General features: G+C 67.7%; 26 protein-coding genes. 19 read left to right on the top strand and 7 right to left on the bottom strand.

All coding sequences use genetic code 11. The features are described from left to right. Positions 1 to 31: 31 nt before the first annotated feature. The 5 genes from GD1_RS19780 (at position 32) to GD1_RS19760 (ending at position 6,606) form a co-directional block, all read left to right on the top strand. Positions 32 to 2,101 carry a bifunctional lysylphosphatidylglycerol flippase/synthetase MprF gene (locus tag GD1_RS19780; RefSeq protein ID WP_059039245.1) on the top strand — a complete coding sequence of 690 codons (2,070 nt, stop codon included), beginning with the start codon at positions 32 to 34 and terminating at the stop codon, positions 2,099 to 2,101. Between the two features lie 189 nt (positions 2,102 to 2,290). Further along, entirely contained in the window at positions 2,291 to 3,208 is a 918-nt protein-coding gene (locus tag GD1_RS19775; protein ID WP_059039244.1) for a carbohydrate ABC transporter permease, read from the top strand. Next, positions 3,205 to 4,041: a carbohydrate ABC transporter permease gene (locus tag GD1_RS19770; protein WP_059039243.1), complete on the top strand. Its 837-nt coding sequence runs from the start codon at positions 3,205 to 3,207 to the stop codon at positions 4,039 to 4,041. The genes GD1_RS19775 and GD1_RS19770 overlap by 4 nt, the downstream gene beginning before the upstream one ends. Positions 4,042 to 4,092: 51 nt before the next feature. Continuing rightward, positions 4,093 to 5,409, top strand: a complete 1,317-nt coding sequence (locus tag GD1_RS19765) for an ABC transporter substrate-binding protein (protein WP_059039242.1) — start codon at positions 4,093 to 4,095, stop codon at positions 5,407 to 5,409. Between the two features lie 126 nt (positions 5,410 to 5,535). Next, positions 5,536 to 6,606, top strand: coding sequence for an ABC transporter ATP-binding protein (locus GD1_RS19760; protein WP_059039241.1), 1,071 nt, complete (start codon positions 5,536 to 5,538; stop codon positions 6,604 to 6,606). 92 nt (positions 6,607 to 6,698) lie between these two features. Here GD1_RS19760 and fdhD read toward each other — a convergent pair whose 3' ends face one another. Both fdhD and dtd read right to left on the bottom strand, forming a co-directional pair. Continuing rightward, positions 6,699 to 7,535 (bottom strand): formate dehydrogenase accessory sulfurtransferase FdhD, encoded by an 837-nt coding sequence (fdhD, locus tag GD1_RS19755; RefSeq protein WP_053778040.1) that lies wholly within the window; start codon positions 7,533 to 7,535, stop codon positions 6,699 to 6,701. After that, positions 7,535 to 7,987: a D-aminoacyl-tRNA deacylase gene (gene dtd / locus GD1_RS19750; RefSeq protein ID WP_059039240.1), complete on the bottom strand. Its 453-nt coding sequence runs from the start codon at positions 7,985 to 7,987 to the stop codon at positions 7,535 to 7,537. Before dtd ends, fdhD begins: the two co-directional genes overlap by 1 nt. Before the next feature lie 176 nt (positions 7,988 to 8,163). Here dtd and GD1_RS19745 point away from each other — a divergent pair, with 176 nt between their 5' ends. Further along, positions 8,164 to 9,009, top strand: coding sequence for an LLM class F420-dependent oxidoreductase (locus tag GD1_RS19745; protein WP_059039249.1), 846 nt, complete (start codon positions 8,164 to 8,166; stop codon positions 9,007 to 9,009). A 69-nt stretch (positions 9,010 to 9,078) separates the two neighbouring features. Here the strand turns inward: GD1_RS19745 and GD1_RS19740 are convergent, their stop codons facing one another. After that, positions 9,079 to 9,483 (bottom strand): phage holin family protein, encoded by a 405-nt coding sequence (locus tag GD1_RS19740; RefSeq protein ID WP_053778042.1) that lies wholly within the window; start codon positions 9,481 to 9,483, stop codon positions 9,079 to 9,081. Between the two features lie 264 nt (positions 9,484 to 9,747). Between GD1_RS19740 and infA the strand changes: the two genes are divergently transcribed. The 8 genes from infA (at position 9,748) to truA (ending at position 14,485) form a co-directional block, all read left to right on the top strand. Continuing rightward, a complete protein-coding gene (gene infA / locus GD1_RS19735; RefSeq protein ID WP_005170487.1) occupies positions 9,748 to 9,969 on the top strand; it encodes a translation initiation factor IF-1 in 222 nt (73 codons plus the stop codon). Between the two features lie 89 nt (positions 9,970 to 10,058). Continuing rightward, positions 10,059 to 10,172, top strand: coding sequence for a 50S ribosomal protein L36 (gene rpmJ / locus GD1_RS19730; protein ID WP_005207978.1), 114 nt, complete (start codon positions 10,059 to 10,061; stop codon positions 10,170 to 10,172). A 233-nt stretch (positions 10,173 to 10,405) separates the two neighbouring features. Continuing rightward, positions 10,406 to 10,774, top strand: a complete 369-nt coding sequence (gene rpsM, locus GD1_RS19725; RefSeq protein ID WP_020790663.1) for a 30S ribosomal protein S13 — start codon at positions 10,406 to 10,408, stop codon at positions 10,772 to 10,774. Then, positions 10,774 to 11,181: a 30S ribosomal protein S11 gene (rpsK, locus tag GD1_RS19720; protein WP_006338095.1), complete on the top strand. Its 408-nt coding sequence runs from the start codon at positions 10,774 to 10,776 to the stop codon at positions 11,179 to 11,181. The genes rpsM and rpsK overlap by 1 nt, the downstream gene beginning before the upstream one ends. Positions 11,182 to 11,205: 24 nt before the next feature. After that, positions 11,206 to 11,811, top strand: coding sequence for a 30S ribosomal protein S4 (gene rpsD, locus GD1_RS19715; RefSeq protein WP_059039239.1), 606 nt, complete (start codon positions 11,206 to 11,208; stop codon positions 11,809 to 11,811). Positions 11,812 to 11,962: 151 nt separating this feature from the next. After that, complete coding sequence (locus GD1_RS19710; protein WP_020790661.1) at positions 11,963 to 13,015, top strand: DNA-directed RNA polymerase subunit alpha; 1,053 nt, start codon at positions 11,963 to 11,965, stop codon at positions 13,013 to 13,015. A 61-nt stretch (positions 13,016 to 13,076) separates the two neighbouring features. Continuing rightward, positions 13,077 to 13,592: a 50S ribosomal protein L17 gene (gene rplQ, locus GD1_RS19705; RefSeq protein WP_020790657.1), complete on the top strand. Its 516-nt coding sequence runs from the start codon at positions 13,077 to 13,079 to the stop codon at positions 13,590 to 13,592. 14 nt (positions 13,593 to 13,606) lie between these two features. Then, the gene (gene truA, locus GD1_RS19700) at positions 13,607 to 14,485 is read left to right on the top strand and encodes a tRNA pseudouridine(38-40) synthase TruA (protein WP_083534494.1); all 879 of its coding nucleotides are present in this window, start codon (positions 13,607 to 13,609) and stop codon (positions 14,483 to 14,485) included. Positions 14,486 to 14,518: 33 nt separating this feature from the next. On the opposite strand, the gene GD1_RS19695 is transcribed toward truA, so the two are convergent. The 3 genes from GD1_RS19695 to GD1_RS19685 form a co-directional block, all read right to left on the bottom strand. Beyond that, positions 14,519 to 15,103 carry an NINE protein gene (locus tag GD1_RS19695; protein WP_157079558.1) on the bottom strand — a complete coding sequence of 195 codons (585 nt, stop codon included), beginning with the start codon at positions 15,101 to 15,103 and terminating at the stop codon, positions 14,519 to 14,521. Positions 15,104 to 15,239: 136 nt separating this feature from the next. Continuing rightward, positions 15,240 to 15,815, bottom strand: coding sequence for a hypothetical protein (locus GD1_RS19690; RefSeq protein ID WP_059039238.1), 576 nt, complete (start codon positions 15,813 to 15,815; stop codon positions 15,240 to 15,242). 26 nt (positions 15,816 to 15,841) lie between these two features. Next, positions 15,842 to 16,918: an alpha/beta fold hydrolase gene (locus GD1_RS19685; RefSeq protein ID WP_059039237.1), complete on the bottom strand. Its 1,077-nt coding sequence runs from the start codon at positions 16,916 to 16,918 to the stop codon at positions 15,842 to 15,844. Between the two features lie 259 nt (positions 16,919 to 17,177). Between GD1_RS19685 and GD1_RS19680 the strand changes: the two genes are divergently transcribed. Beyond that, positions 17,178 to 17,924 carry a DedA family protein gene (locus GD1_RS19680; protein ID WP_083534490.1) on the top strand — a complete coding sequence of 249 codons (747 nt, stop codon included), beginning with the start codon at positions 17,178 to 17,180 and terminating at the stop codon, positions 17,922 to 17,924. Between the two features lie 33 nt (positions 17,925 to 17,957). Here the strand turns inward: GD1_RS19680 and GD1_RS25085 are convergent, their stop codons facing one another. Continuing rightward, positions 17,958 to 19,532: a MinD/ParA family ATP-binding protein gene (locus tag GD1_RS25085; RefSeq protein ID WP_083534488.1), complete on the bottom strand. Its 1,575-nt coding sequence runs from the start codon at positions 19,530 to 19,532 to the stop codon at positions 17,958 to 17,960. Between the two features lie 271 nt (positions 19,533 to 19,803). Here GD1_RS25085 and GD1_RS19670 point away from each other — a divergent pair, with 271 nt between their 5' ends. The 4 genes from GD1_RS19670 to GD1_RS19655 form a co-directional block, all read left to right on the top strand. Beyond that, complete coding sequence (locus GD1_RS19670; protein ID WP_059039236.1) at positions 19,804 to 20,187, top strand: hypothetical protein; 384 nt, start codon at positions 19,804 to 19,806, stop codon at positions 20,185 to 20,187. An 8-nt stretch (positions 20,188 to 20,195) separates the two neighbouring features. Further along, positions 20,196 to 20,519 carry a YbaB/EbfC family nucleoid-associated protein gene (locus GD1_RS19665; protein ID WP_053778070.1) on the top strand — a complete coding sequence of 108 codons (324 nt, stop codon included), beginning with the start codon at positions 20,196 to 20,198 and terminating at the stop codon, positions 20,517 to 20,519. Positions 20,520 to 20,698: 179 nt separating this feature from the next. Continuing rightward, on the top strand, positions 20,699 to 21,007 hold the full coding sequence (locus tag GD1_RS19660; RefSeq protein ID WP_059039235.1) for a type VII secretion target: 309 nt from the start codon (positions 20,699 to 20,701) through the stop codon (positions 21,005 to 21,007). Between the two features lie 31 nt (positions 21,008 to 21,038). Next, on the top strand, positions 21,039 to 22,003 hold a 965-nt coding region (locus GD1_RS19655; protein ID WP_059039246.1), incomplete at its 3' end, for a hypothetical protein.

Raw genomic sequence — 22,003 nt, 5'->3', positions numbered from 1 at the left:
TAGCGGTGGCGTCCGCGTCGTAGTGTTGACCATGCACTTCGATGTGTCGTGGCGGGATGCCGTACGCCGACTGCCGTTCACCCTCGTCCTTGCGGCTGCGCTCGTGGTGGTGGGTGCGGTCACCGGATCGTTGTGGGGCCGGGCATCGGACGAGTCGTGGTATCGCGACGTCGCCTTCGGGTTGCCCGCACTCCGCGAGGGCCGGTGGTGGACGCCGCTCAGTTCGGCGTTCGTCGAACCCGGACCCTGGATGTATCTCGTCTTCGTCGTGGTGATCGTCGTCGGAATGGGTTGGGCCGAACGGCAACTCGGCACGGTGAAGGCGATCCTCGTCGGCGTCGGCGGGCACATCGTGTCCTGTCTGCTGACCGTCGCCCTGGTGTGGCTGTTCTCCGCGCAGTTCGCCTCGTGGCACTGGGCCGATCAGCTCGCCGACGCCCGGGCCACCGGGGTGGGGGCGCTGGTGGTGTCGGCGGTGGCGGTGGCCTCGGCGACCATCCGTTCGCCGTGGCGCCTGCGTGTGCGCGTGCTGTTGGGTGCGATCGTCGCGGTCGCCTTCTTGTTCCAGGGCACACTCGCGTCGGTCGAATGGGTACTCGCCGCGACGATCATGCTGTTCGTCGGCGAGAAGTTCTTCGCCGTCAACGAGCACGGATACGTTCCGCGCACCCGGCGCGAGGTCCGGATGCTCGGCTGTGCGGCGGTGCTGGTGATCGCTGGTGCCAACCTCCTGGTGTTCCTGTTCCCCGGCAGTGGACCGCTCGGTCCGACCGACGCGGGCGACGAATCGGTGTACGCCATGCTGATCGGTCTGGCGATCAACGTCCTGATCGCCGATCAGCTCCGGCGGGGGAAGCGCTGGGCATGGTGGGTGGCAGTCGTCCTGGGATCGCTCAACGTGATCCTCACCGTGGTCACACTGGCGCTCGTCGCCTTCACCGATGTCGAGACCGAGGGTGCGGTCACCCTGGGGACCACCCTGCTGTGGGGGCTGGTGCTGGCCATCCTCGTGCCGGGGCGGTTCGCCTTCGCCGTGCCGTGGCGCGTGCGACATGTCGGGGACCCCGACGGGGATCCGGTCGACCACGTCCGTGAACTGTTGCGCGAGTACGGCGGCGGCACGATGTCATGGATGACGACGTGGCCCGGCAACCACTACCTGTTCACCGATGACGGCCGCTCGGTGGTGACCTACCAGAAACACGTCGGAACGCTTCTGGCACTGGCCGATCCGGTCTGTGCACCGGAGCGGCGACGCGCCGCGGTGGGTGGCTTCATCGACCTCGCGGAGAGCGCCGGTGCGACACCGTGCTGGTTCTCGATCGGGACCGAGACATCGGAGATCGTCACCGAACGAGGCTGGCGCAGTGTGCAGATCGCCGAGGACACCATCGTCGACCTGCCGGACCTGCAGTTCAAGGGAAAGCCGTGGCAACACGTGCGGTCGGCGATGAACAAGGCGACCAAACAGGACATCTCGATGCGGATGGTCACGCTGCCGGACGAATCGTTCGCGGTGCGTACCCAGGTGCGGGCGATCTCCGAGGAATGGGTGGGGGACAAGGGGCTTCCCGAGATGGGTTTCACCCTCGGCAGCGTCGAGGAGGCGATGGACCGGCAGGTGCGCGTGGCACTCGCGGTGGACCCGGAGGGCAATGTGCACGGGGTGCTGTCGTGGCTGCCGGTGTTCGCACCCGGTGGTGACGTCGCGGGATGGACGCTCGACATCATGCGACGGCGCACCGACGGCTTCGGGCCGGTGGTGGAGTACCTGATCGCCTCGTCGGCGGTGGCGTTCAAAGACGAGGGTGCCCAGTTCATCTCGTTGTCGGGGGCGCCGCTGGCCCGGACCGGGGAATCCGATGCCGATCCGCTGGACAAAGTACTCGACGCGCTGGGGCAGGCGCTCGAACCGTATTACGGGTTCCGGTCGCTGCACACGTTCAAGAAGAAGTTCAACCCACGGTACGAGCCGGTGTATCTCGCGTTCCGGGACGAGTCCGATCTTCCCCGGATCGGCTTGGCGGTCTCGCGCGCGTATCTCCCGGATGCGACCGCCGGGCAACTGCTGCGGCTCGCGGCATCGGGCAAGGAGGACTGACCCGGACCAGGCGTCGTCAGGGCGCAACGGGGTCGGGGGGTCCGAGGGGCATCGAGGCGTGACGAATCCGGTTGGTAACCAGCGTGACACCTGGTGTTGGGTTCGGCGCACGCATCCGACGCCGAGTGGTCATCGGTAGGGCACCGGATCGTTCGCAAGACGTACGAATCGCGCTGAATACTCCCCCGAGTGCCTGCGGTAACCGAACATGTACTGCCCCAAGCGGGGCGTCGACGACCGTGGCGTACCTACGCGTTGTTCCTCGCGATAGTCGGACCCAACCTCGTTCTGCTGGCGGTGTTCACCTATCGTCCGCTGATCGAGAACATCCGGATGTCGTTCTACGACTGGAACATCTCGTCACCGGGCGCCACGTTCATCGGCTGGGACAACTACCGCGAGTGGGCCACCCGTTCGGATACCTGGACGATCGTCTCGAACACGGTGATCTTCACGCTGTTCGCGGTGGTGGGCAGCATGGTGATCGGGCTGGCACTGGCGCTGTTGCTCGACCGGGCGCTCAAGGGACGAAACTTCGTGCGGTCGACCATCTTCGCACCGTTCGTCATCTCCGGGGCCGCGGTCGGTATCGCCTTCCAGTTCGTCTTCGACCCGCACTTCGGGCTGATCAACGACCTGATGATGCGTTTCGGGTTCGGTGCGGCCCCGGACTTCTACCAGCAGCCGCACTGGGCGCTGTTCATGGTGACGGTGACCTACCTGTGGAAGAACATCGGCTACACCTTCGTCATCTACCTGGCCGCACTACAGGCCCGCCGCAGTGACCTCGACGAGGCAGCGAAGATCGACGGGGCCGGTCCCGCAACGCATTTCCGCCGGGTCCTGCTCCCGCAGCTGCGTCCGACGACGTACTTCCTGTCGATCACGGTGATGCTCAACTCGCTGCAGGTCTTCGACATCATCAACGTGATGACCCGCGGCGGGCCGCTCGGCAACGGCACCACCACGATGGTCTATCAGGTCTATGAGGAGTCGTTTCGGAACTTCCGTGCCGGTTACGGCGCCACCGTCGCGACCATCATGTTCCTCGTGTTGCTGATCATCACCGTCGCCCAGGTGCGGTTCATGGATCGGGAGGGCCGATGAGCGAGTCGACGAAGACCCGGATCGCCACCGTCTGCGGGTATGCCGCCATGGTGGCCGTGGTGCTGATCGTGGCGCTGCCGCTGGTGTGGATCCTGTTGGCGTCCTTCAAGGACCGCTCCGAGATCTACGTCCAGCCCGCGGTGTGGTGGCCCTCCACCTGGCATCCCGAGAACTACACGGAGGCAACCACGTCCGTGCCGTTCTGGCAGTTCCTCCGGAACTCGATCATCGTCACCGGAATCCTGACCGCCGCCAAGTTCGTGCTCGGTGTGCTCAGCGCCTACGGGCTGGTGTTCCTGCGGTTCCCGTTCAAGAACGTCGTGTTCATCATGATCATCGCGGCACTGATGGTGCCCAACCAGATCACCGTGATCACCAACTATTCGCTGGTCGCCCAGCTCGGCTTCCGCAACACCTTCATCGGCATCATCGTGCCGCTGGCGGGGGTGGCATTCGGAACCTTCTTGATGCGCAACCACTTCCTGTCCATCCCCGGCGAGATCATCGAGGCCGCCCGGATGGACGGTGCCGGTCACCTGCGGCTGCTGCTGCGGGTGGTGCTGCCGATCTCGATCCCCACGATGGTCGCCTTCGCGCTCATCACCCTGGTCAACGAGTGGAATGAGTACCTGTGGCCGTTCCTGATGGCCGACGACTACTCGGTGGCCACCCTGCCGGTGGGCCTGACCCAGCTGCAGAACAACGACGGCGTGACCAACTGGGGCCCGGTGATGGCGGCAACCGTGCTGGCGATGCTGCCGATCCTGGTGGTGTTCCTGGTGCTGCAACGCCAGATGATCAAGGGCTTGACCTCCGGTGCGGTCAAAGGCTGACCGGCTCGGGCGCAACGTATCTCGACAACACACACAAAGGGGTATGACAGCATGACCGACATCTCACGTCGCGGGTTCCTCGCCGCGGCCGCCACCGCCGCCGCCGGCCTGACCCTGGCCGCCTGCGCCGGTTCCGGCGACAGCAGTTCCTCGTCCGGTGGTGGCGACGCCAACAACCTCACCTGGTGGTCGAACCACCCCGGCAAGTCCGGTGACGTGGAGAAGGAACTGATCAGCCGGTTCGAGGCCGCCAATCCGGGTATCAAGGTGCAGCTGGTCGACGGCGGCAAGAACTACGAAGAGATCGCCCAGAAGTTCAACGCCGCGCTCTCGGGTGGATCGGTACCCGACATCGTCGTGCTGTCGGATGTGTGGTGGTTCAACTTCGCACTGATGGGCGCGATCTCGCCGCTCGACGACCTGTTCGGCCGGGCCGGGGTGAACACCTCGGAGTATGTCGCCTCGCTGGTCGCCGACTACCAGTGGAACAACCAGCACTGGGCGCTGCCGTACGCCCGCTCGACACCGCTGTTCTACTACAACAAGGATGTCTGGTCCAAGGCCGGCCTGCCCGACCGCGGTCCGGCCAGCTGGCAGGAGTTCGGCGAGTGGGGGCCCAAGATCCAGCAGGTCGTGGGTTCGGGCAAGCAGGCCCACGGCTGGGGCAATGCCACCGACTACCTCGGCTGGACCTTCGAGGGACCCACCTGGACCTTCGGTGGCGCCTACTCCGACCAGTGGGACCTGAAGTTCACCGACCCCAAGACGATCCAGGCGGCGCAGTACCTGTCGGATTCGATCAACAAGGACAAGTACGCGGCCATCTCCAACGATATCGCCGCCGACTTCAGCGCTGGGATCATCGCCTCGACCATCGCATCGACCGGTGACCTCTCCGGCATCACCAAGGGCGCCACGTTCGACTTCGGCACCGCGTTCCTGCCGGCACCGAACGGTGTGAAGGGCTGTCCGACCGGTGGTGCGGGTCTGGCCATCCCGGCGAAGATCTCCGATGAGCGGAAGGTCAATGCGCTCAAGCTCGTCGACTTCATCACCAACACCGCCAACACCTCGTACTTCTCGCAGAACGTCGGCTACATGCCGGTGCGCACCGGCGCGGCGAGCGACCCGTCGATGGCGGCGTTCCTGGCCGAGAATCCGAACTTCAAGACCGCCATCGAGCAGCTCCCGAACACCAAGTCGCAGGACTACGCGCGGGTGTTCCTGCCCGGCGCGGACAAGGTCATCGGTACCGGCTACGAGCAGATCGGTCTTCGCAACGCCGACGTCGGCAAGACCCTCGGTGACGTCCAGCAGCAGCTGCAGCGGATCTACGACGGTCAGATCAAGCCCAAGCTGCCGGCCTGATCGGCCACCGAAGTCGATGTCCCCGGGGAACGATCCGATCGGATCGTTCCCCGGGGACATCACCCCACCCCGTGACACGGTGCCACCCGCCGGTGCCGTACGACAGAGCAGGATTCGAGAGATCTCATGGCCTCAGTGACCTTTGACGCGGCGACCCGTCGGTTCGCCGACGACATCCCGCCCGCCGTCGACGCCCTCGATCTGCACATCGGTGACGGCGAGTTCATGGTGCTCGTCGGGCCGTCCGGGTGTGGCAAGTCCACCACGCTGCGCATGCTCGCGGGCCTCGAGTCGATCGAGTCCGGCCGTATCCTGATCGACGCCGACGACGTGTCGGGGATGGCACCGAAAGAACGTGACGTGGCGATGGTCTTCCAGAACTATGCGCTGTATCCCAACATGACCGTCGCCGGGAACATGGGTTTCGCCCTGCGCAATGCCGGAATGTCCAAGGCCGACACCGCTGCCCGCGTCGCCGAGGTGGCCCGGATGCTCGAACTCGAGGCGCTGCTGGACCGGAAACCGGCGAAGCTGTCGGGCGGACAGCGTCAGCGGGTCGCGATGGGCCGCGCGATCGTCCGGCGGCCGCGCGTGTTCTGCATGGACGAGCCGCTGTCGAATCTCGACGCCAAGCTTCGCGTGAGCACGCGCGCCCAGATCGCCGCCCTGCAACGCGAACTGGGCACCACCACGCTCTACGTCACCCACGACCAGGTGGAGGCGATGACGATGGGCCATCGTGTCGCCGTCCTCGATCGCGGTGTGCTGCAGCAGGTCGGGAGCCCGCGTGAGATCTACCGCCGACCGACCAACATGTTCGTCGCCGGATTCATGGGCACTCCGCAGATGTGCCTCGTCGACGCCGAGACCGGCACCGGCAGAGCTGCTTTCGGCGGCGTCGAGGTGCCGTTGCCCACCGGTGCCCCGGCGCGGGTGACGGTGGGGCTGCGGGCCGAGGCATGGCAACTCGGGCCGGTGGGTCCGGGCGCGGTGACCGCACAGGTCGACCTGGTGGAGGAACTCGGTGCCGAGCAGTTCGTGTACTGCACCGCCGACGCCGCGATCCGGCACGGGCGCATCGTCGTTCGTGCCGACCACCGCCAGGAGTTCATCGTCGGTGAGGAGATCGGCCTGACACCGGTCGTCCGCGAACTGCACTGGTTCGACACCGAGAGCGGGGAGCGGCTCGACGTCTGAGATGTCCCGGCCGCGGTGACGGCGCCCGGTCGACGGGATGTGGAGCCCGGTGAACGCGTTCGGGTGCCCGGTCGACGGGATGTGGCGCACTCTCAGTCGACGGTGGTGTCGGTGACGCGCTCGGGATGGGTGTAGAGCACCATCGACTCCCCGCGGACGAAACCGGCCAGGGTCAGACCCTGCTCGTCGGCGAGATCGGCGGCCAGTGACGACGGCGCCGACACCGCCGACAGCATCGGCACGCCGGCCATCACCGCCTTTTGCACCAGCTCGAATCCGGCGCGCCCGGACACCTGCAGGATGTGGGCGCGCAACGGCAGCAGATCCCGGGCCAGGGCCCACCCGATCACCTTGTCCACGGCATTGTGCCGGCCGATGTCCTCGCGGATCACCAGCATCTCGCCGGTGGCCGCATCGATCAATCCCGCGGCATGTAGTCCGCCGGTCTTGTCGAAGGTCTTCTGCCCCTGCCGAAGTCGATCCGGCAGTGCGAGAACGGTCGTGGCCGCGACACGGAAATCGTCGGTGCGGAGGTCGAATCGTGAACGCACCGCCACGTCGTCGATGCTGTCCTTGCCGCACACCCCGCAGGCGCTGCTCGACGGCAGCGACCGGTTGGGTGCCGGTGGTGTCACGTGTGCGGCGAGCGCCACATCGAGCACGTTGTAGGTGTTGGCGCCGCTCGCATCGGTGCCGGCGCAGTACCGGGCGGTCACGAGATCGTCTGCGCGGGCGATGATTCCCTCCGACACCAGGAATCCGGTCGCGAGCTCGACATCGTTGCCGGGCGTGCGCATGGTGACGGTGAAGGGCTGACCGCCGATGCGGATCTCCAGCGGTTCCTCGCCGGCCAGGGTGTCGGCGCGGGTGGTGGGTTCGGTCCCGCGTCGGATGCGGACCACACGGCGGCGGGCGGTGACGCGGCCCATCAGACCTCCAACAGGATGGTCACCGGACCGTCGTTGACCAGATCGACCTCCATGTGCGCACCGAAACGGCCGGTGGCCACCTGCGCCCCGGCCTCGCGCAATGCGGCGGCGACGGCGTCGACCAGCGGTTCGGCCACCGGACCGGGCGCGGCGGCGTTCCACGACGGCCGACGGCCCTTGGCGGTGTTGGCGTAGAGGGTGAACTGGCTGATCACCAGGATCGGGGCGTCGACGTCGGCGGCTGCCCGCTCGGGTCCGCCGTCGTGCCCACCGAAGATCCGCAGTCGCCAGATCTTGTCGGCGAGGACGGCCGCCGACTCGGGGGTGTCGTCGTGGGTGACACCGACCAGGGCGACCAGCCCGTGCCCACCGGGCGCGATGTCGAGGGCACCGACCACCTCGCCGTCGACCCGGACGCTGGCCTCGGTGACTCGCTGGATGACCGCACGCACCGGTCCAGCATGCCAGGTGGGGCGGCGCGCGGGCCGGGGGAGGCGCTGCGATCGGCGGGTAGCGTGGCGGAGGTGCCCCGCGGGGTAGCACCGCGAGGACAGACCACGGACTTCGCACGGTGGAATCCGCCATCCGGTGGGAGTGGCGCACCGTGACATTCACCGAAGGGATTCACGTGACCACGACCGACCGATCTGCACATGTCGAACGATTCGGCACACACGGCGTATGGGGCTGGTGGGGACAGTTCTCACCGGAACAGGCCGCCGAGTTCGTGAACCTGGGTGTCGGCACCATCTGGCTCGGCGGATCGCCCGAGCACCTCGGGCCGGTCCGCAAGGTGCTCGAGGCCACCGAGCACGTGACCGTGGCCACCGGCATCGTCAACATCTGGAACACCGACGCCGCGAAGATCGCCGCCGAGTTCCACGCCCTCGAGAACGACTTCCCGGGACGGTTCTATCTCGGGATCGGCGCCGGACATCCCGAGGCGACCGCCGAGTACACCACCCCGTACTCCGCGGTGAACGCCTACCTCGACGTCCTCGACGCCGAAGGGGTGCCCACGCTGCGTCGGGTGCTGGCCGCACTCGGCCCCAAGATGCTGCGCCTGTCGGCCGACCGGGCTCTGGGCGCGCATCCGTACCTGACGCCGCCCGCGCACACCCGGATCGCGCGGGAGACCCTCGGCGACGGGGTGCTGCTGGCACCGGAACACAAGGTGGTGCTCGACACCGATCCGGTCGCGGCACGGAAGGTGGGCCGTCCGCCGGTCGACAAGCCCTACCTGCATCTGCGCAACTACACGTCCAACCTCGAGCGGCTCGGATACACCGCCGCCGACATCGCCGACGGCGGCAGTGACGACCTGATCGACGCACTCGTCGCGCACGGCGACGAGGTGGCCGTGCGGCACCAGGTGGACGCCCACCTCGCTGCCGGGGCCGACCATGTCGCGATCCAGGTCCTCGGGTCGCAGACCCCGACGATCGAGGTCGCCAGGATCCTCGGGGCGATCTGACGCGGACCGGTCCGGCCGGGCACCTCGGTCCCGGCCGGACCGGTACCGGTCTGTTGGCCGGGCGGGCGGTCAGGCCTGGTAGACGTCGGGTTCCTTCATCACCAGGGCGATCAGCCAGCCGACCACCGAGATGACGATCGCGCCGAAGACCGCCGACCACCAGAAGCTGTCGACCTCCAGGCCCCAGCCGGTGGTGTTGCGGGTGAACCACGAGGTGAGCTCGATCATCAGGGCATTGATGATGATGTGGATCAGCCCGAGCGTGAGGATGTAGAGCGGGATCGACAGGATCTGCACGATCGGCTTGACGAATGCGTTGATCACGCCGAAGACCACCGCGACGAAGAAGACGATGCCGACCTTCTGCCAGGTGGCGTCGTGGACATCCCAGACGAAGTGCAGTCCCGGGACGATCAACGTGGCGATCCAGAGCGACAGACCGGTGAAGGCGGTGCGGATCACGAAGGCGCGCATACGCCACATTCTGCCAGCCGACGTGGCGTCGGCCACGCCCCGACGGCGTCCCTGAGTGGGTCGATCGTGCCGGTTTGGACTGTTCCCGCAGTTCGCGTAGCATTGAACGTCGGTGCGCGAAGCGTGCCGGTTTGCGCGTGTCATGGGTCCGGTTCACCGGGGCCGTTCAGGCCTGCCGGTGACGCCCAAGTGTGCCAACACAGTAACGGAAACGTACGGATTCAACCGGGTGGACGCCACGGCGCCACCAGGATCGCGGAGGACATGGCGAAGAAAGACGGGGCCATCGAGGTCGAGGGTCGGGTGATCGAGCCGCTGCCGAATGCGATGTTTCGCATCGAGCTGGAGAACGGTCACAAGGTGCTCGCCCACATCAGCGGCAAGATGCGGCAGCACTACATCCGCATCCTGCCCGAGGACCGGGTCGTCGTGGAACTGTCGCCCTACGACCTCGGTCGTGGGCGGATCGTCTACCGCTACAAGTAAGACCTCCCGGCCCAACCGGTTCGGGAAACCACACCTGCGAGGTGCGGCCCTACGGTCGTGTCCTGCGGGCGACAACAGGAGAGATTGACGTGAAGGTTCAGCCGAGCGTCAAGCCGATCTGTGAGAAGTGCAAAGTGATCCGCCGTAACGGCCGGGTCATGGTGATCTGCGAGAACCTGCGCCACAAGCAGCGTCAGGGCTGAGCACACCCACACCAGATCGCTTGGTGAAACACCACGAGTGAACACAGTGGACAACTGAATACGCATCAGAGCTGAACAGAACTTTGTGAAGCCCTCCCGGCACCAGCGTCGACAGACGGGTCGCCGCCCACCTCCGGTTCAGAGGCCGGAGCCTGCCGCGCCAGACACCACGGTCTGGCCATCGGAGCAGGACGGACCGGGAGCAGACCTCTGAGATCAAGAAGGAATGCCACATGGCACGTGTTGCTGGTGTGGATCTCCCCCGCGAGAAGCGGCTGGAGATCGCACTGACCTACATCTATGGAGTTGGGCGTACCACCTCCAAGGAGATCCTGGCGGGTACCGGTCTGTCCGCAGACCTGCGCGCCAAGGATCTCACCGACGCCGATGTCGCCAAGCTGCGCGAATACATCGAGGCCTCGGTGAAGGTCGAGGGTGACCTGCGTCGCGAGGTGCAGGCCGATATCCGTCGCAAGATCGAGATCGGTTGCTACCAGGGTCTGCGCCACCGTCGTGGCCTGCCGGTCCACGGACAGCGCACCAAGACCAATGCCCGCACTCGCAAGGGCCCGAAGAAGACCATCGCCGGGAAGAAGAAGTAATGCCTCCGAAGTCACGTAGCGCAGGCCCCAAGAAGGGTGCACGGCGTCGCGATAAGAAGAACGTCCCGCACGGTAACGCGCACATCAAGTCGACGTTCAACAACACCATCGTCTCGATCACCGATCCGAACGGCAACGTCATCAGCTGGGCGTCGTCGGGTCACGTGGGCTTCAAGGGCTCGCGCAAGAGCACCCCGTTCGCGGCTCAGCTCGCGGCCGAGAACGCTGCGCGCAAGGCCGCTGAGCACGGCGTGAAGAAGGTCGACGTGTTCGTCAAGGGACCGGGCTCGGGTCGCGAGACCGCCATCCGGTCGCTGCAGGCCGCCGGCCTCGAGGTCGGCACCATTTCTGATGTCACCCCGCAGCCGCACAACGGTTGCCGGCCGCCCAAGCGGCGTCGGGTCTAGCGGGAAAGGGAGGAACAGACAAACATGGCTCGTTATACCGGCCCCGCAACAAAGAAGTCCCGTCGTCTGCGCGTCGATCTGATCGGCGGCGACCAGGCGTTCGAGCGTCGCCCCTACCCGCCCGGCCAGCACGGCCGCGCGCGGATCAAGGAGAGCGAGTACCTGCTCCAGCTGCAGGAGAAGCAGAAGGCGCGCTACACCTACGGCGTCCTGGAGAAGCAGTTCCGCCGCTACTACGAAGAGGCCAACCGCCGCTCCGGCAAGACCGGTGACGAGCTGCTGCGCATCCTCGAGACCCGTCTGGACAACGTCGTGTACCGCGCCGGACTGGCCCGTACCCGTCGCCAGGCCCGTCAGCTGGTCAGCCACGGCCACTTCACCGTCAACGGTGTGAATGTGGACGTCCCCAGCTACCGCGTCAGCCAGTACGACATCATCGATGTCCGTCCGAAGTCGCTGGCCACCACCCCGTTCCAGATCGCCAAGGAGCTCGTCGGCGATCGTCCGGTCCCGGGTTGGCTGCAGGTCGTGCCCTCCACCCTGCGCATCCTCGTGCACAACGTGCCCGAGCGTGCCCAGATCGAGGTCCCGCTGACCGAACAGCTCATCGTCGAGTTCTACTCGAAGTGACCACACGGGGGTTCGCCCCCGTGTGACCCCGAGAAGCCCGCACCCCGGTGTCGGGCGGCTCGGGGGATCACACCGACAACCAGCAGCAACAGCTGCTCGGTCCACCTTCTAGGCCGTCAAATAGCGGGCGGCCACAAGGAGAGAACGCGAAATGCTCATCTCACAGCGACCCACCCTGACCGAGGAGATCCTCGCCGACAACCGGTCGAAGTTCGTCATCGAACCGCTCGAGCCCGGCTTCGGCTATACCCTCGGCAACTCGCTGCGTCGTACCCTGCTCAGCTCCATCCCGGGCGCTGCCATCACCAGCATCCGGATCGATGGGGTCCTGCACGAGTTCACCACCGTCCCGGGTGTGAAGGAAGACGTCACCGACATCATCCTGAACCTCAAGGGCCTCGTGGTCAGCTCCGAAGAGGACGAGCCGGTCACCATGTACGTGCGTAAGCAGGGTCCGGGCACCGTCACCGGCGCCGACATCGTGCCCCCGGCCGGTGTCACCGTGCACAATCCCGACCTGCACATCGCGACCCTCAACGACAAGGGCAAGCTCGAGATCGAGCTCGTCGTCGAGCGGGGCCGCGGCTACGTGCCGGCCGTGCAGAACAAGGCGTCGGGTGCCGAGATCGGCCGTATCCCGGTCGACTCGATCTACTCGCCGGTGCTCAAGGTGACCTACAAGGTCGAGGCCACCCGTGTCGAGCAGCGCACCGACTTCGATCGTCTGGTGCTCGACGTGGAGACCAAGAACTCGATCAGCGCGCGTGACGCGCTGGCGTCGGCGGGCAAGACCCTGGTGGAGCTCTTCGGGCTCGCCCGGGAGCTCAACGTCGAGGCCGAGGGCATCGAGATCGGACCGTCGCCGGCCGAGGCCGACCACATCGCATCGTTCAGCCTGCCCATCGAGGATCTGGATCTGACCGTGCGGTCCTACAACTGCCTCAAGCGCGAGGGTGTCCACACCGTCGGTGAGCTGGTTGCACGGACCGAGTCGGATCTGCTCGACATCCGCAACTTCGGGCAGAAGTCGATCGACGAGGTCAAGGTCAAGCTGCACGCGCTCGGTCTGTCCCTCAAGGACAGCCCGGCCAGCTTCGACCCGTCGCAGGTCGCCGGTTACGACCCCGCCACCGGTACGTGGTCGGACGATGCATCGTTCGACGGCGACACCGGCGAGGATTTCGCAGAGACCGAGCAGCTGTAAGGCGCTCGCCAATACCCTGACTTCCGGTCGTGAGATCGTGAGTCCCTCCTAGGAGAAGACAATGCCCAAGCCCACCAAGGGTGCCCGCCTCGGCGGGTCGGCCAGCCACCAGAAGGCGATGCTGGCGAACCTCGCCACGTCGCTCTTCGAGCACGGCCGTATCACCACCACCGAGGCCAAGGCCAAGCGCCTTCGCCCGTACGCCGAGAAGCTGATCACCCACGCCAAGGCCGGCAAGCTGGCCAACCGGCGTGAGGTGCTCAAGGTGATCCGCGACAAGGACGTCGTCCACTCGCTGTTCGAGGAGATCGGCCCGAGCTTCGCGGAGCGCAACGGCGGCTACACGCGCATCATCAAGACCCTGCCGCGCAAGGGCGACAACGCCCCCATGGCAGTGATCGAGCTGGTGACCGGGTCGACCGTGGCCACCGAGGCCAACCGCGCCAACCGGGTTGCCGCGTCGCAGAAGGCCGACGAGGCCCCTGCCGAGACCGAGGCCGTCGAGGCCGAGGCTGTCGAGGCAGCTGCCGACGAGGCCCCCGCAGAGGTCGCCGACGAGAAGAAGTCGGACGACTGAGCGAGGACACACGCATGACCGAACCCGCCGTCACCACACCCGGTGACGGCGGGTTCGTTCGTCTGCGATTCGACATCGGGTACGACGGCACCGACTTCGCCGGGTGGGCCCGTCAGATCGGTCAGCGCACCGTGTGCGAGACCCTCGAGGAGCGGCTGTCGACGGTGCTGCGGGTGCCGGTGCGGCTGACCGTCGCCGGTCGCACCGATGCCGGGGTGCACGCCACCGGCCAGGTGTGCCACGCCGACATCCCGGCCGCGGCGCTGGCGACCCGCTCGATCGGCGGAGACCCCACGACACTGGTCGGACGGCTCGCGAAGATGCTGCCCGACGACGTCCGGGTCAAGGCCGTCACCACCGTCACCACCGACTTCGACGCCCGGTTCTCGGCGCTGCGCCGGCACTACCGGTATCGGCTCACCGACACCCGATGGGGTGCCGAGCCGACCGTCGCCCGGATCACCGCCGCGTGGCGCCATCGGCTCGACGTGGACGCGATGAACGCCGCGGCCCAGACATTGCTGGGGCTCAACGACTTCGCCGCGTTCTGCCGGCGCCGCGAGGGAGCGACCACCATCCGCGACCTCCAGCGCTTCGCCTGGACCCGCGACGCCGACGGCGTGCTGGTCGGCGAGGTGAGCGCCGATGCGTTCTGCTGGTCGATGGTGCGCTCACTGGTCGGTGCGGTCGCCTCCGTCGGCGACGGTCGCCGCGACGTCGACTGGTGTGCCGCCCTCCTGACCGAACGCACCCGCAGTTCGACGGTGCCGGTCGCCGAGGCCCGCGGCCTCTGCCTGGTGGGTGTGGACTACCCGGCCGCCGACGAACTCGCGGCCCGAAACGAGATCACCCGGGACGTCCGTACCTCCACCGGCGGTTGCTGCGGCGGGTGACGGACGCCCCGGGCGATCGGGAGCGTCGGGGGGTCAGCCTCGGAGTTTGCGGCCCTGTCCGTCGCGGACGCTGCCGGTGAACATCATGATCGCGTCGATCAGCACCCAGATGCTGACGGCGAAGATGATCGCGATCCCCACGAACATGAGCAGCACGCCGAAGACCGCGCCACCGTCGGAGTTGTTGCTGCCCGCGACACCGATGATGACGATGCCGAGGATGAACAGAATCCAGGACAGGACGTTCAGGCCGAGCTGGATCGAGGCGATCTTCATGTCGCCGATGTAGAAGCGTCCGGCGGCGAATCCACCGAGGAACAGCTGCAGCAGACCTGCGGTGACCTTGGACTTGTCCGACAGCGGCTCACCGGTCATCGGGTCGACGTCGGGGCCGTACCCGTAGCCCGGATAGCCGGGATAGCCCGCCGCGGGGTATCCGGGCTGGGCGCCGTAGGCGGGTTGGGCACCGTAGCCGGGCTGGGCGCCGTAGGCAGGCTGTGCACCATAGCCGGGCTGGGAGCCGTACCCCGGCTGCGATCCGTATCCGGGCTGAGAACCCTGACCGGGCTGGCTGCCGTACGGGTCGGGGGTGCCATAGGGGTTCGGCTGGTAGCTCATGACGGCCATCCTCTCACGCGACGGGGGTGAACCTACGGCGCCGTCGGTCGTCCGGTCGACGTCGGTGCCCGTACCCGGCACCGCGACCGGCATCGGATCGTCGTCGGTGGGTGGTCGGGGAGCCGAACGGGCGCTCTCAGGCGGCGGCGAGGCTGCGCGCGTACTGCACGCGGTTGCTGATGTCGAACATCGCGCCGGCGTTGAGGGCCGGGATGTTGGTGACATGGGTGATGCCGTGGCCGTGCACCGTCACCTGGATGTATCCGGTGGTCTTGGTTTCCTTCATCAGCAGGAACAGCAGACTCAGGGCACAGATCAACACGAAGCCGACGAGGGCCAGGATGATCCCCGTCTGCGAGATCTCCTCGCTGGTCCGGGACATGTCCAGCACCGACCACTGGGTCCCGGCGATCGGAAAGGTGCCCGACGGGGTGATGACGTGCGTCTGGGTGCAGGTGATGTCACCGATGACGACCAGCGCCGCACCCGCCGCGCCCGGGCCCATCCCCGGTGCGCCCATCCCCGGTGTGCCCATCCCCGGTGTGGGGCCGGGCCCGTAGCCGGGGGTGCCGAAGTCGGGGGTGCCGTAGCCGGGGGTTCCGTAGCCGGGCGATGGATATCCCGGGGTCGCCGGCGGGCCGGGAGGCGTCTGCTTCGTCAGGTCGGGCGGGAGCCGCTGGGGATCATGCTCGTGGGGGAACGGGCCACTCATCGGCCCATCGTCGCACGAATGGCGGGTCAGGTGGCGGAACGTTCGTCCTCGATCGCGTCGAGCACGGCCTCCACGGTGTCGTCGTCACCGACGAACTCCTCGGGCCGGGGACCGCCGGTGGACATGAGTGCCCGCCAGTGGAGCGCATCGAAGACCACCGGGTCGGTCTGCTCCAGGAAAGTGGTCACCACCTGCACGAACAGCTCGGGGTCGTCATGGAAGGGGAAGTGGCCGGAACCGGGGAACGTCTGCAGCTGCGAGTGGGGGATGGCGGCGTGTCCGATCAGTGCGTGCTCATAGGGGATGACGGTGTCGTCGTCGCCCCAGATGAACAGCACCGGGAGTCGTTCGGTCAGATAACACCGGTCGAGCATCGTCACCGATTGCCCTCGCCAGTCGACGACGGCGCGCAGCGTCCGCATGAACGCCGCCGACGCATGCGGGTCGGCCAGATCGCCGAGCACCCGGACGAGGTCCTCGTGGTCGTTGAGGGCTCGGCGCGGTGACAGCGACCGGGGTACGCCGGGGACGTGTGGCAGCCCGACGAGGGCACCGGCGACTCCGCGCAGTGCGGGCATCACGCCGGGGATGCGGAGCAGGGTGAGCACCTCGTTGACCACCGGCAGGGTCGCGGCCCGCAGGACGGGATTGACCTCGCGGGTCACGCCGCCGGCCGCGACCAGCACCAGCCGCTCGACGAACCGGGGGAACTGGTAGCAGAACTGCATCGCGACGCCGCCGCCGAGCGAATGACCGACGACGGTGACCTTGCTGATCCCGAGCACCACCAGCAGATCACGCATGCCGTTGGCGAAGGCCGGCACCGAGTAGTCGGCGCGGGGCTTGTCGGAGAGGCCGTGTCCGAGCAGGTCCGGGGCGATCACCGTGTAGTGCTGGGCGAGCATCGGGATCACCTCGTTCCACGTGGACGAGTTGTCGCCGATGCCGTGGATCAGCAGCAGCGCCGGTCCGCTGCCGGCGATGCGGTAGGCGCGTCGATATCCGTGGATCGTGTGGTATTCGATCCGGACCGCGGTGTCGGAGACCGGACGAAGATTGGGGGTCGAGGTCCCGCCGGTCGGGATCGAACGATTCGGCGGCATGGGGTGTCGGGGTCCGGTCATGATCGACTCCTTGCTCACGGCGCTGTGATGTGGCCATCGGGGGACCGGTCGGCGGCTGGACTGTCCGGCTGTCCGGTCCTGCTGGGGATCCGCTCGGCGTTGGAATCCGATGGATCTTTACCCTTGAGTAAACCCCAGGTTGGCACATTTCGCCCGTTGTGTTGCCGGCAGTTGACGTCCCGGCGAACTGGGCGGGCCAGAGTGGGACAGTCGTCCAGAAGCCCTAGTCTGGACGGTGATGAATCCGTTCGACATCGACTCGTTCCTCGCGACCGGCGGCCTGATCGGCCTGTGTGTGCTGATCTTCGTCGAGACCGGCCTGCTCATCGGCTTCGTGTTCCCCGGCGATTCCGTGCTGTTCACCGCCGGAGTGCTTGCTGCACAGCCCAACCCGTTCGCCGAGGTCTGGTGGCTGTGCATCCTGGTGCCGCTGGCGGCGATTCTCGGCGACCAATGCGGCTACTTCATCGGCCGGCGTGTCGGTCGTAGCGTGATCGAGGGCCGGATGCGGCGCGCCGTCGGACCGGAGTATGTCGAGCGCACCCACCGATTCTTCGAGCGGTACGGCCCGCTGACGGTGTTCTTCGGCCGGTTCATCGGCGTGGTGCGCACGCTCACCCCGTTGTTCGCCGGGTTCAGCGGCATGCCGTACCGGGTGTTCACGCTGTTCTCGGTGCTCGGCAGCTTCGTGTGGGCGGCGGGCATCGTGATGCTCGGCTACTTCCTCGGCCAGGTGCCGCTGATCCGTGACCATCTCGAGGTGTTCATCATCGCGTCGGTGCTCACCGTCGTCGTCCCGATGGGGATCGCGATGGGCCGCCGCTGGCTGCGCAGCCGGCGTGAAGCAGACCGGCGTGAAACAGGCCGACGTGAAACAGACGGTGACACGTCGGCCGACCCCGGCGACCACTCCGACCCCGACGACGCATCCGCGGTCTCCGGGCCGGAGCCGACCGCCGACGACGCCGGCCGACACCGCGACTGACGCTCGCCGGGTCCGCTGGTCACCGTCGGCCGGTCACTGGGGCAACAGCGGCTCCGGGTGCCGGTGACCGGTCGGTGCGAAATCGTCGGCCATGATGGCGGCCAGCTCGACGAAGGCGTGGCGGGTGCCCTTGCCGACCAGTTCGAGATCGACGTCGGCGCCCTCGGACAGGTGGTCGTCGAACGGGATGGTCTGCACCGCACGGCATCGGGTCAGGAAGTGCTGGGCGAGTTGGTCGACGTCGATGGTGGACGCACCGGAGCGAGATGAACTGAGCACCACCACCGCGCGGGACACCAGGTGCGAATACCCGTGCGCCTCGAGCCAGTCCAGCGTGGCCGATGCGCTGCGGGCGCCGTCGAGCGCGGGGGAGGAGACCAGGATGATCGCATTCGCCAGGTCCAGGACACCGTTCATCGCACTGTGGGACAGGCCGGTCCCGCAATCGGTGATGATGATGTTGTAGAACCGCTGCAGGATGCCGATCACACCCCGGTACTCCTCCTCGCTGAAGGCCTCGGCCATCGCCGGATCTCGTTCGGAGGCCAGCACTTCCAGGCGGCTGGGCGCCTGTGACGTGTGGGCGCGGACGTCGCTGTAGCGGTAGACGTTGCCGTCGGCGAGCAGGTCTCGAACAGTGGAGGCGGTCTGCTGCGGAATGCGTTGGGCCAGCGTGCCGAGGTCGGGGTTGGCGTCGACGGCGATCACGCGGTCGCCGCGCAGGGAGGCGAATGTGGAGCCGAGGCCGACGGTGGTGGTGGTCTTGCCGACGCCGCCCTTCAACGACAGCACCGCGATCCGATAGTCGCCGCGCACCGGGCGTCGAAGCCGTTCCAGCAGTTGCTGATAGCGCAACTCGGAGGACGAGTCCCCCGGGTTGATCGCCCCGGCCGACAAGGTGTGGACCGCCCGACGCCACCCGCGGGCCGGAGCCCGACGCGCCTTGCGGAGCAGGGCGACGTCGTCGAGTGCGGGCCCCGACTGTCCGAAGCCGTTTGGACCGAAGCCGTTGGGTTCGAATCCGTTGGGCGAGAATCCCTGTGGCGGTGCCGGTGGCGGTGTCCCGAACTGTTGGGGCACCGGTGTCATCGCGCTCGCCGGTGGGAACGGGACGCCCGGTGGCGGTTCCGGGAACGCCATCCCGGCACCATGTGGGAAGGGTGTGAATGCACCCGGATCCGTTGGCGGCATGGGTTGGACGGGAACCGGATCGGGTTGCGGTGCCGCCGGATTCACGGTGCCGGTACCTGCTCCCGCACCGATCGGCGCAGGGTGGTCCGGTACCGGGTGGTTCGGCACGGGATGGTTCGGCACCGCACCGTTCGGCACAGCGCCGTTCGACACAGCACCGGCCGGGGCCGCGGTGTGGGCGGTGGCGGGGAACGGGTCCGGCGGGAGATCGTGCGGGATGTGGTCGGGCGGAGTGATCGCGGAGGTGGGGGCGGGGACCGGAACGGGTGCCTGCCCGGGTGCCGGCGGTGGGGCGAACTGCAGCCACGGCGGCGGCGCCGGGGCCGGCGCCTCGTGGCCGGTGGCCGGATCGTGGGCGGCGGGTCCCCGGTCGGCCGCGTCGGAATCCGGATATGGGTCGATTCGATCTGGATGCATGTGGTCCCCCCTGTGCAGGTGTCTGATGGTCCGGTCTGGCAGTGCCCGGCAGACTTGGGAGCGGAGTCTACCCACGAATGGCCCGTTCACGTGCGGTGATCGGCTGTGGATGGAATTCGGCCGGGTTGCCGGGATTGTGGCATCATCAGGACCCACTGAGATCGGAGTCACATCACCCGGACGGGTGGACTCGCAGACCTCGGTGTTGCCAGGGGAACCGCAACGGGGCGGGGCGCGCGTCTTGTCGATCGACGCTCACAGGGGGAAGACCATGGTTCATGACCACACCGTCACCGACGGAACCGGTGGCCGCACGCAGGAGACGACCGGTCCGTTGGCGGGCACGTCCGCCGCACGGTCACGCTCGGGCCGGCTGTCGGTGATCACCACCGGGCAGGGACTGCCCCTGGCGGTACGCATCGACGACGCGGAACTCGCCAAGGGGCCGACACTTCTCGCCGAGGAGATCCTGCGGCTGTGCCGGCAGTCGGCGATGGCGGCAGGTATCCGTCTGCGGTCCGAGCTGATCGGATCGGGGATCGCCCGGGACACCGTCGACCTGATGGGGCTGCCACGTCCGGACGACCTCGCGGCCGAAGAACTCCGTGACGACGACGAGGTCTCCGCGCCGGCGTCGTGGCTGCGGTCGGTGTGAGGGTCGAGATGGCCTGGCCGATGGACGAACTCGAGGCGCGGGCGGCGGCACAGCTGGGCCGTCTGCGGGAATTCGGTGAGCAGTTGGCGCGCATCCGGGTCCGGGAGACCTCGGCCGATGATGCGGTCACCGTCGAGGTGGACGGCAACGGTGTGCTGCTCGGGCTGTGGCTGGCCGACGGTATGGAGCGGCTCGGAGGCGCCCGCCTCGGCGAGACCATCGTGACGACCTCGGCGCTGGCCGCGCAACGTGCTTTTGCTGCGCGGGCCGCGGTGACCGAGGAGTTCACCGACTCGTTCACCGAGTTGGTCGAGACCCGGCCGGACGGCTGATCGCCCCGATGCCGGGGGCATCGGGGCGGACATCGGAGCCGGTTCATGCGAGGGCGGATGCGACGCAGTGGGTGGGTCGCAGTGAGTGGGTCGCGGTCGGCGAAGACCGCAGTGACCACAAACGCAGTGACCACAAACCGCAGTGAGTACAAGAGGACACACAGATCAAGGGGGCAATCGTGGGTGACGTGTCGGTGACACCGGAGATCCTGCAGGGCTTCGCGGCCACCAATGCTGCGATCGGGACCGCTGTGACCACCGCCGGATCGGTGAACGCGGCGGCGAACACCCTGGCCATGGTTCCGGTGTTCGGGCTGATCGGTCAGGAGTTCCTGGCGGCGTTCATCGCCGCGCAGGCCGCGCATCTGGGCTCGGTGGGCAGTCTGGCCGCGGTGCATGCGGCGACCGCCGCCGAGGCGGTGCTCGGCCTCGCCGACCTCGAGGGGGTCGACGGGGAGTCGGCCGCGACGCTGCGGTCGGTGCTGTGACCGGGCGCGGGGCGTGGCCGGGGAGATCGCGATGAGCGGCACCGGGGCGGCGACGAGTGTGGACGTGGGGGCGAATCTGCCTGCGTTGAGCGAGTTGTCGGTGAACGAGATGATCGCGGCGACACCGCTCGGGCCGATCCTCGATCGCCCCGTCGGTGATGTCCTCGCCGGTCTCGGACTGCCGGGTCTTCCCGAGATCCCGCCGCTGCCACCGCTTCCGGGCCTGCCGCCACTGCCCACCGTGGACCTCGGGTTGCTCGTCAAACCGATCACCGATCTGCTCGGCGGCTTCGGCACCGGCGATCTCGCGATGGCCGACTTCGATCCGACGATGGTCTTCGACGGTCTGTCCACGGTGCTCGAGACCTCGATGACGATGGCGCAGAGCGCCCTCGAACTCGCCGACAAACTCTGGGTGGGGCAGAGCTCGATCGCGGCGGCCACCAAGACCGGGGAGGCGAGTGTCAACAGCGGCCAGCTGTCGGCGCAGGGCACCGGCATCTCCTTCGACATCCAGACCGCCGCAGGGATCGTGGCCGCCGGGCTCGCCGCCGTGCAGGCGATCCTCGCGGCCACCATCGGCAAGATGCTGGCCGCAGTGCCACTCATCCCGAGCGGGGCGGGACTGCCGCTGGTCACAGGGTTCGCCGCCGAAGGGCTGTCGGAGGCGACCGCCGCGGTGGCGGTGACCCGCGCCCAGCTCCTCGCCCCCACCACGCACATGACCGTCAACGGTGCGCCGGTGCCGGTGACCGCCGCACCGGCCGCGGCCACCGGGGCCGCCGCCCAGTCACCGTTCGCCGTCGCCGGGACCGTTCTCGACGCGATCGCCCCGATGGTGTCGACCGCGACGGAACTGCCGTCGATGCTGATCACGCCGATGGCGAAGATGCTCGCCGCCGGTGAGACGACGCCGGTCCGGCCCGGTGGTTCGACCGCCCCCGACGGTCCGGACGGCGCGGGTGGCGGCCCGCCCGCCGGGGCCGGCGCCGTGCC

The organism is Gordonia desulfuricans NBRC 100010, assembly GCF_001485495.1.
Classification (GTDB): domain Bacteria; phylum Actinomycetota; class Actinomycetes; order Mycobacteriales; family Mycobacteriaceae; genus Gordonia; species Gordonia desulfuricans.
The sequence above is the reverse complement of the archived record's forward strand: the minus strand, read 5'-3'. Positions and strand labels throughout refer to the sequence as shown.

Coding starts and splice junctions, on each gene's coding strand:
- GD1_RS19780 (WP_059039245.1), top strand. CDS start 32: ATGCACTTCGATGTGTCGTGGCGGGATGCCGTACGCCGACTGCCGTTC.
- GD1_RS19770 (WP_059039243.1), top strand. CDS start 3,205: ATGAGCGAGTCGACGAAGACCCGGATCGCCACCGTCTGCGGGTATGCC.
- GD1_RS19765 (WP_059039242.1), top strand. CDS start 4,093: ATGACCGACATCTCACGTCGCGGGTTCCTCGCCGCGGCCGCCACCGCC.
- GD1_RS19760 (WP_059039241.1), top strand. CDS start 5,536: ATGGCCTCAGTGACCTTTGACGCGGCGACCCGTCGGTTCGCCGACGAC.
- fdhD (WP_053778040.1), bottom strand. CDS start 7,535: ATGGGCCGCGTCACCGCCCGCCGCCGTGTGGTCCGCATCCGACGCGGG.
- GD1_RS19740 (WP_053778042.1), bottom strand. CDS start 9,483: ATGCGCGCCTTCGTGATCCGCACCGCCTTCACCGGTCTGTCGCTCTGG.
- infA (WP_005170487.1), top strand. CDS start 9,748: ATGGCGAAGAAAGACGGGGCCATCGAGGTCGAGGGTCGGGTGATCGAG.
- rpsM (WP_020790663.1), top strand. CDS start 10,406: ATGGCACGTGTTGCTGGTGTGGATCTCCCCCGCGAGAAGCGGCTGGAG.
- rpsK (WP_006338095.1), top strand. CDS start 10,774: ATGCCTCCGAAGTCACGTAGCGCAGGCCCCAAGAAGGGTGCACGGCGT.
- rpsD (WP_059039239.1), top strand. CDS start 11,206: ATGGCTCGTTATACCGGCCCCGCAACAAAGAAGTCCCGTCGTCTGCGC.
- GD1_RS19710 (WP_020790661.1), top strand. CDS start 11,963: ATGCTCATCTCACAGCGACCCACCCTGACCGAGGAGATCCTCGCCGAC.
- rplQ (WP_020790657.1), top strand. CDS start 13,077: ATGCCCAAGCCCACCAAGGGTGCCCGCCTCGGCGGGTCGGCCAGCCAC.
- truA (WP_083534494.1), top strand. CDS start 13,607: ATGACCGAACCCGCCGTCACCACACCCGGTGACGGCGGGTTCGTTCGT.
- GD1_RS19695 (WP_157079558.1), bottom strand. CDS start 15,103: ATGAGCTACCAGCCGAACCCCTATGGCACCCCCGACCCGTACGGCAGC.
- GD1_RS19690 (WP_059039238.1), bottom strand. CDS start 15,815: ATGAGTGGCCCGTTCCCCCACGAGCATGATCCCCAGCGGCTCCCGCCC.
- GD1_RS19685 (WP_059039237.1), bottom strand. CDS start 16,918: ATGCCGCCGAATCGTTCGATCCCGACCGGCGGGACCTCGACCCCCAAT.
- GD1_RS19680 (WP_083534490.1), top strand. CDS start 17,178: ATGAATCCGTTCGACATCGACTCGTTCCTCGCGACCGGCGGCCTGATC.
- GD1_RS25085 (WP_083534488.1), bottom strand. CDS start 19,532: ATGCATCCAGATCGAATCGACCCATATCCGGATTCCGACGCGGCCGAC.
- GD1_RS19670 (WP_059039236.1), top strand. CDS start 19,804: ATGGTTCATGACCACACCGTCACCGACGGAACCGGTGGCCGCACGCAG.
- GD1_RS19665 (WP_053778070.1), top strand. CDS start 20,196: ATGGCCTGGCCGATGGACGAACTCGAGGCGCGGGCGGCGGCACAGCTG.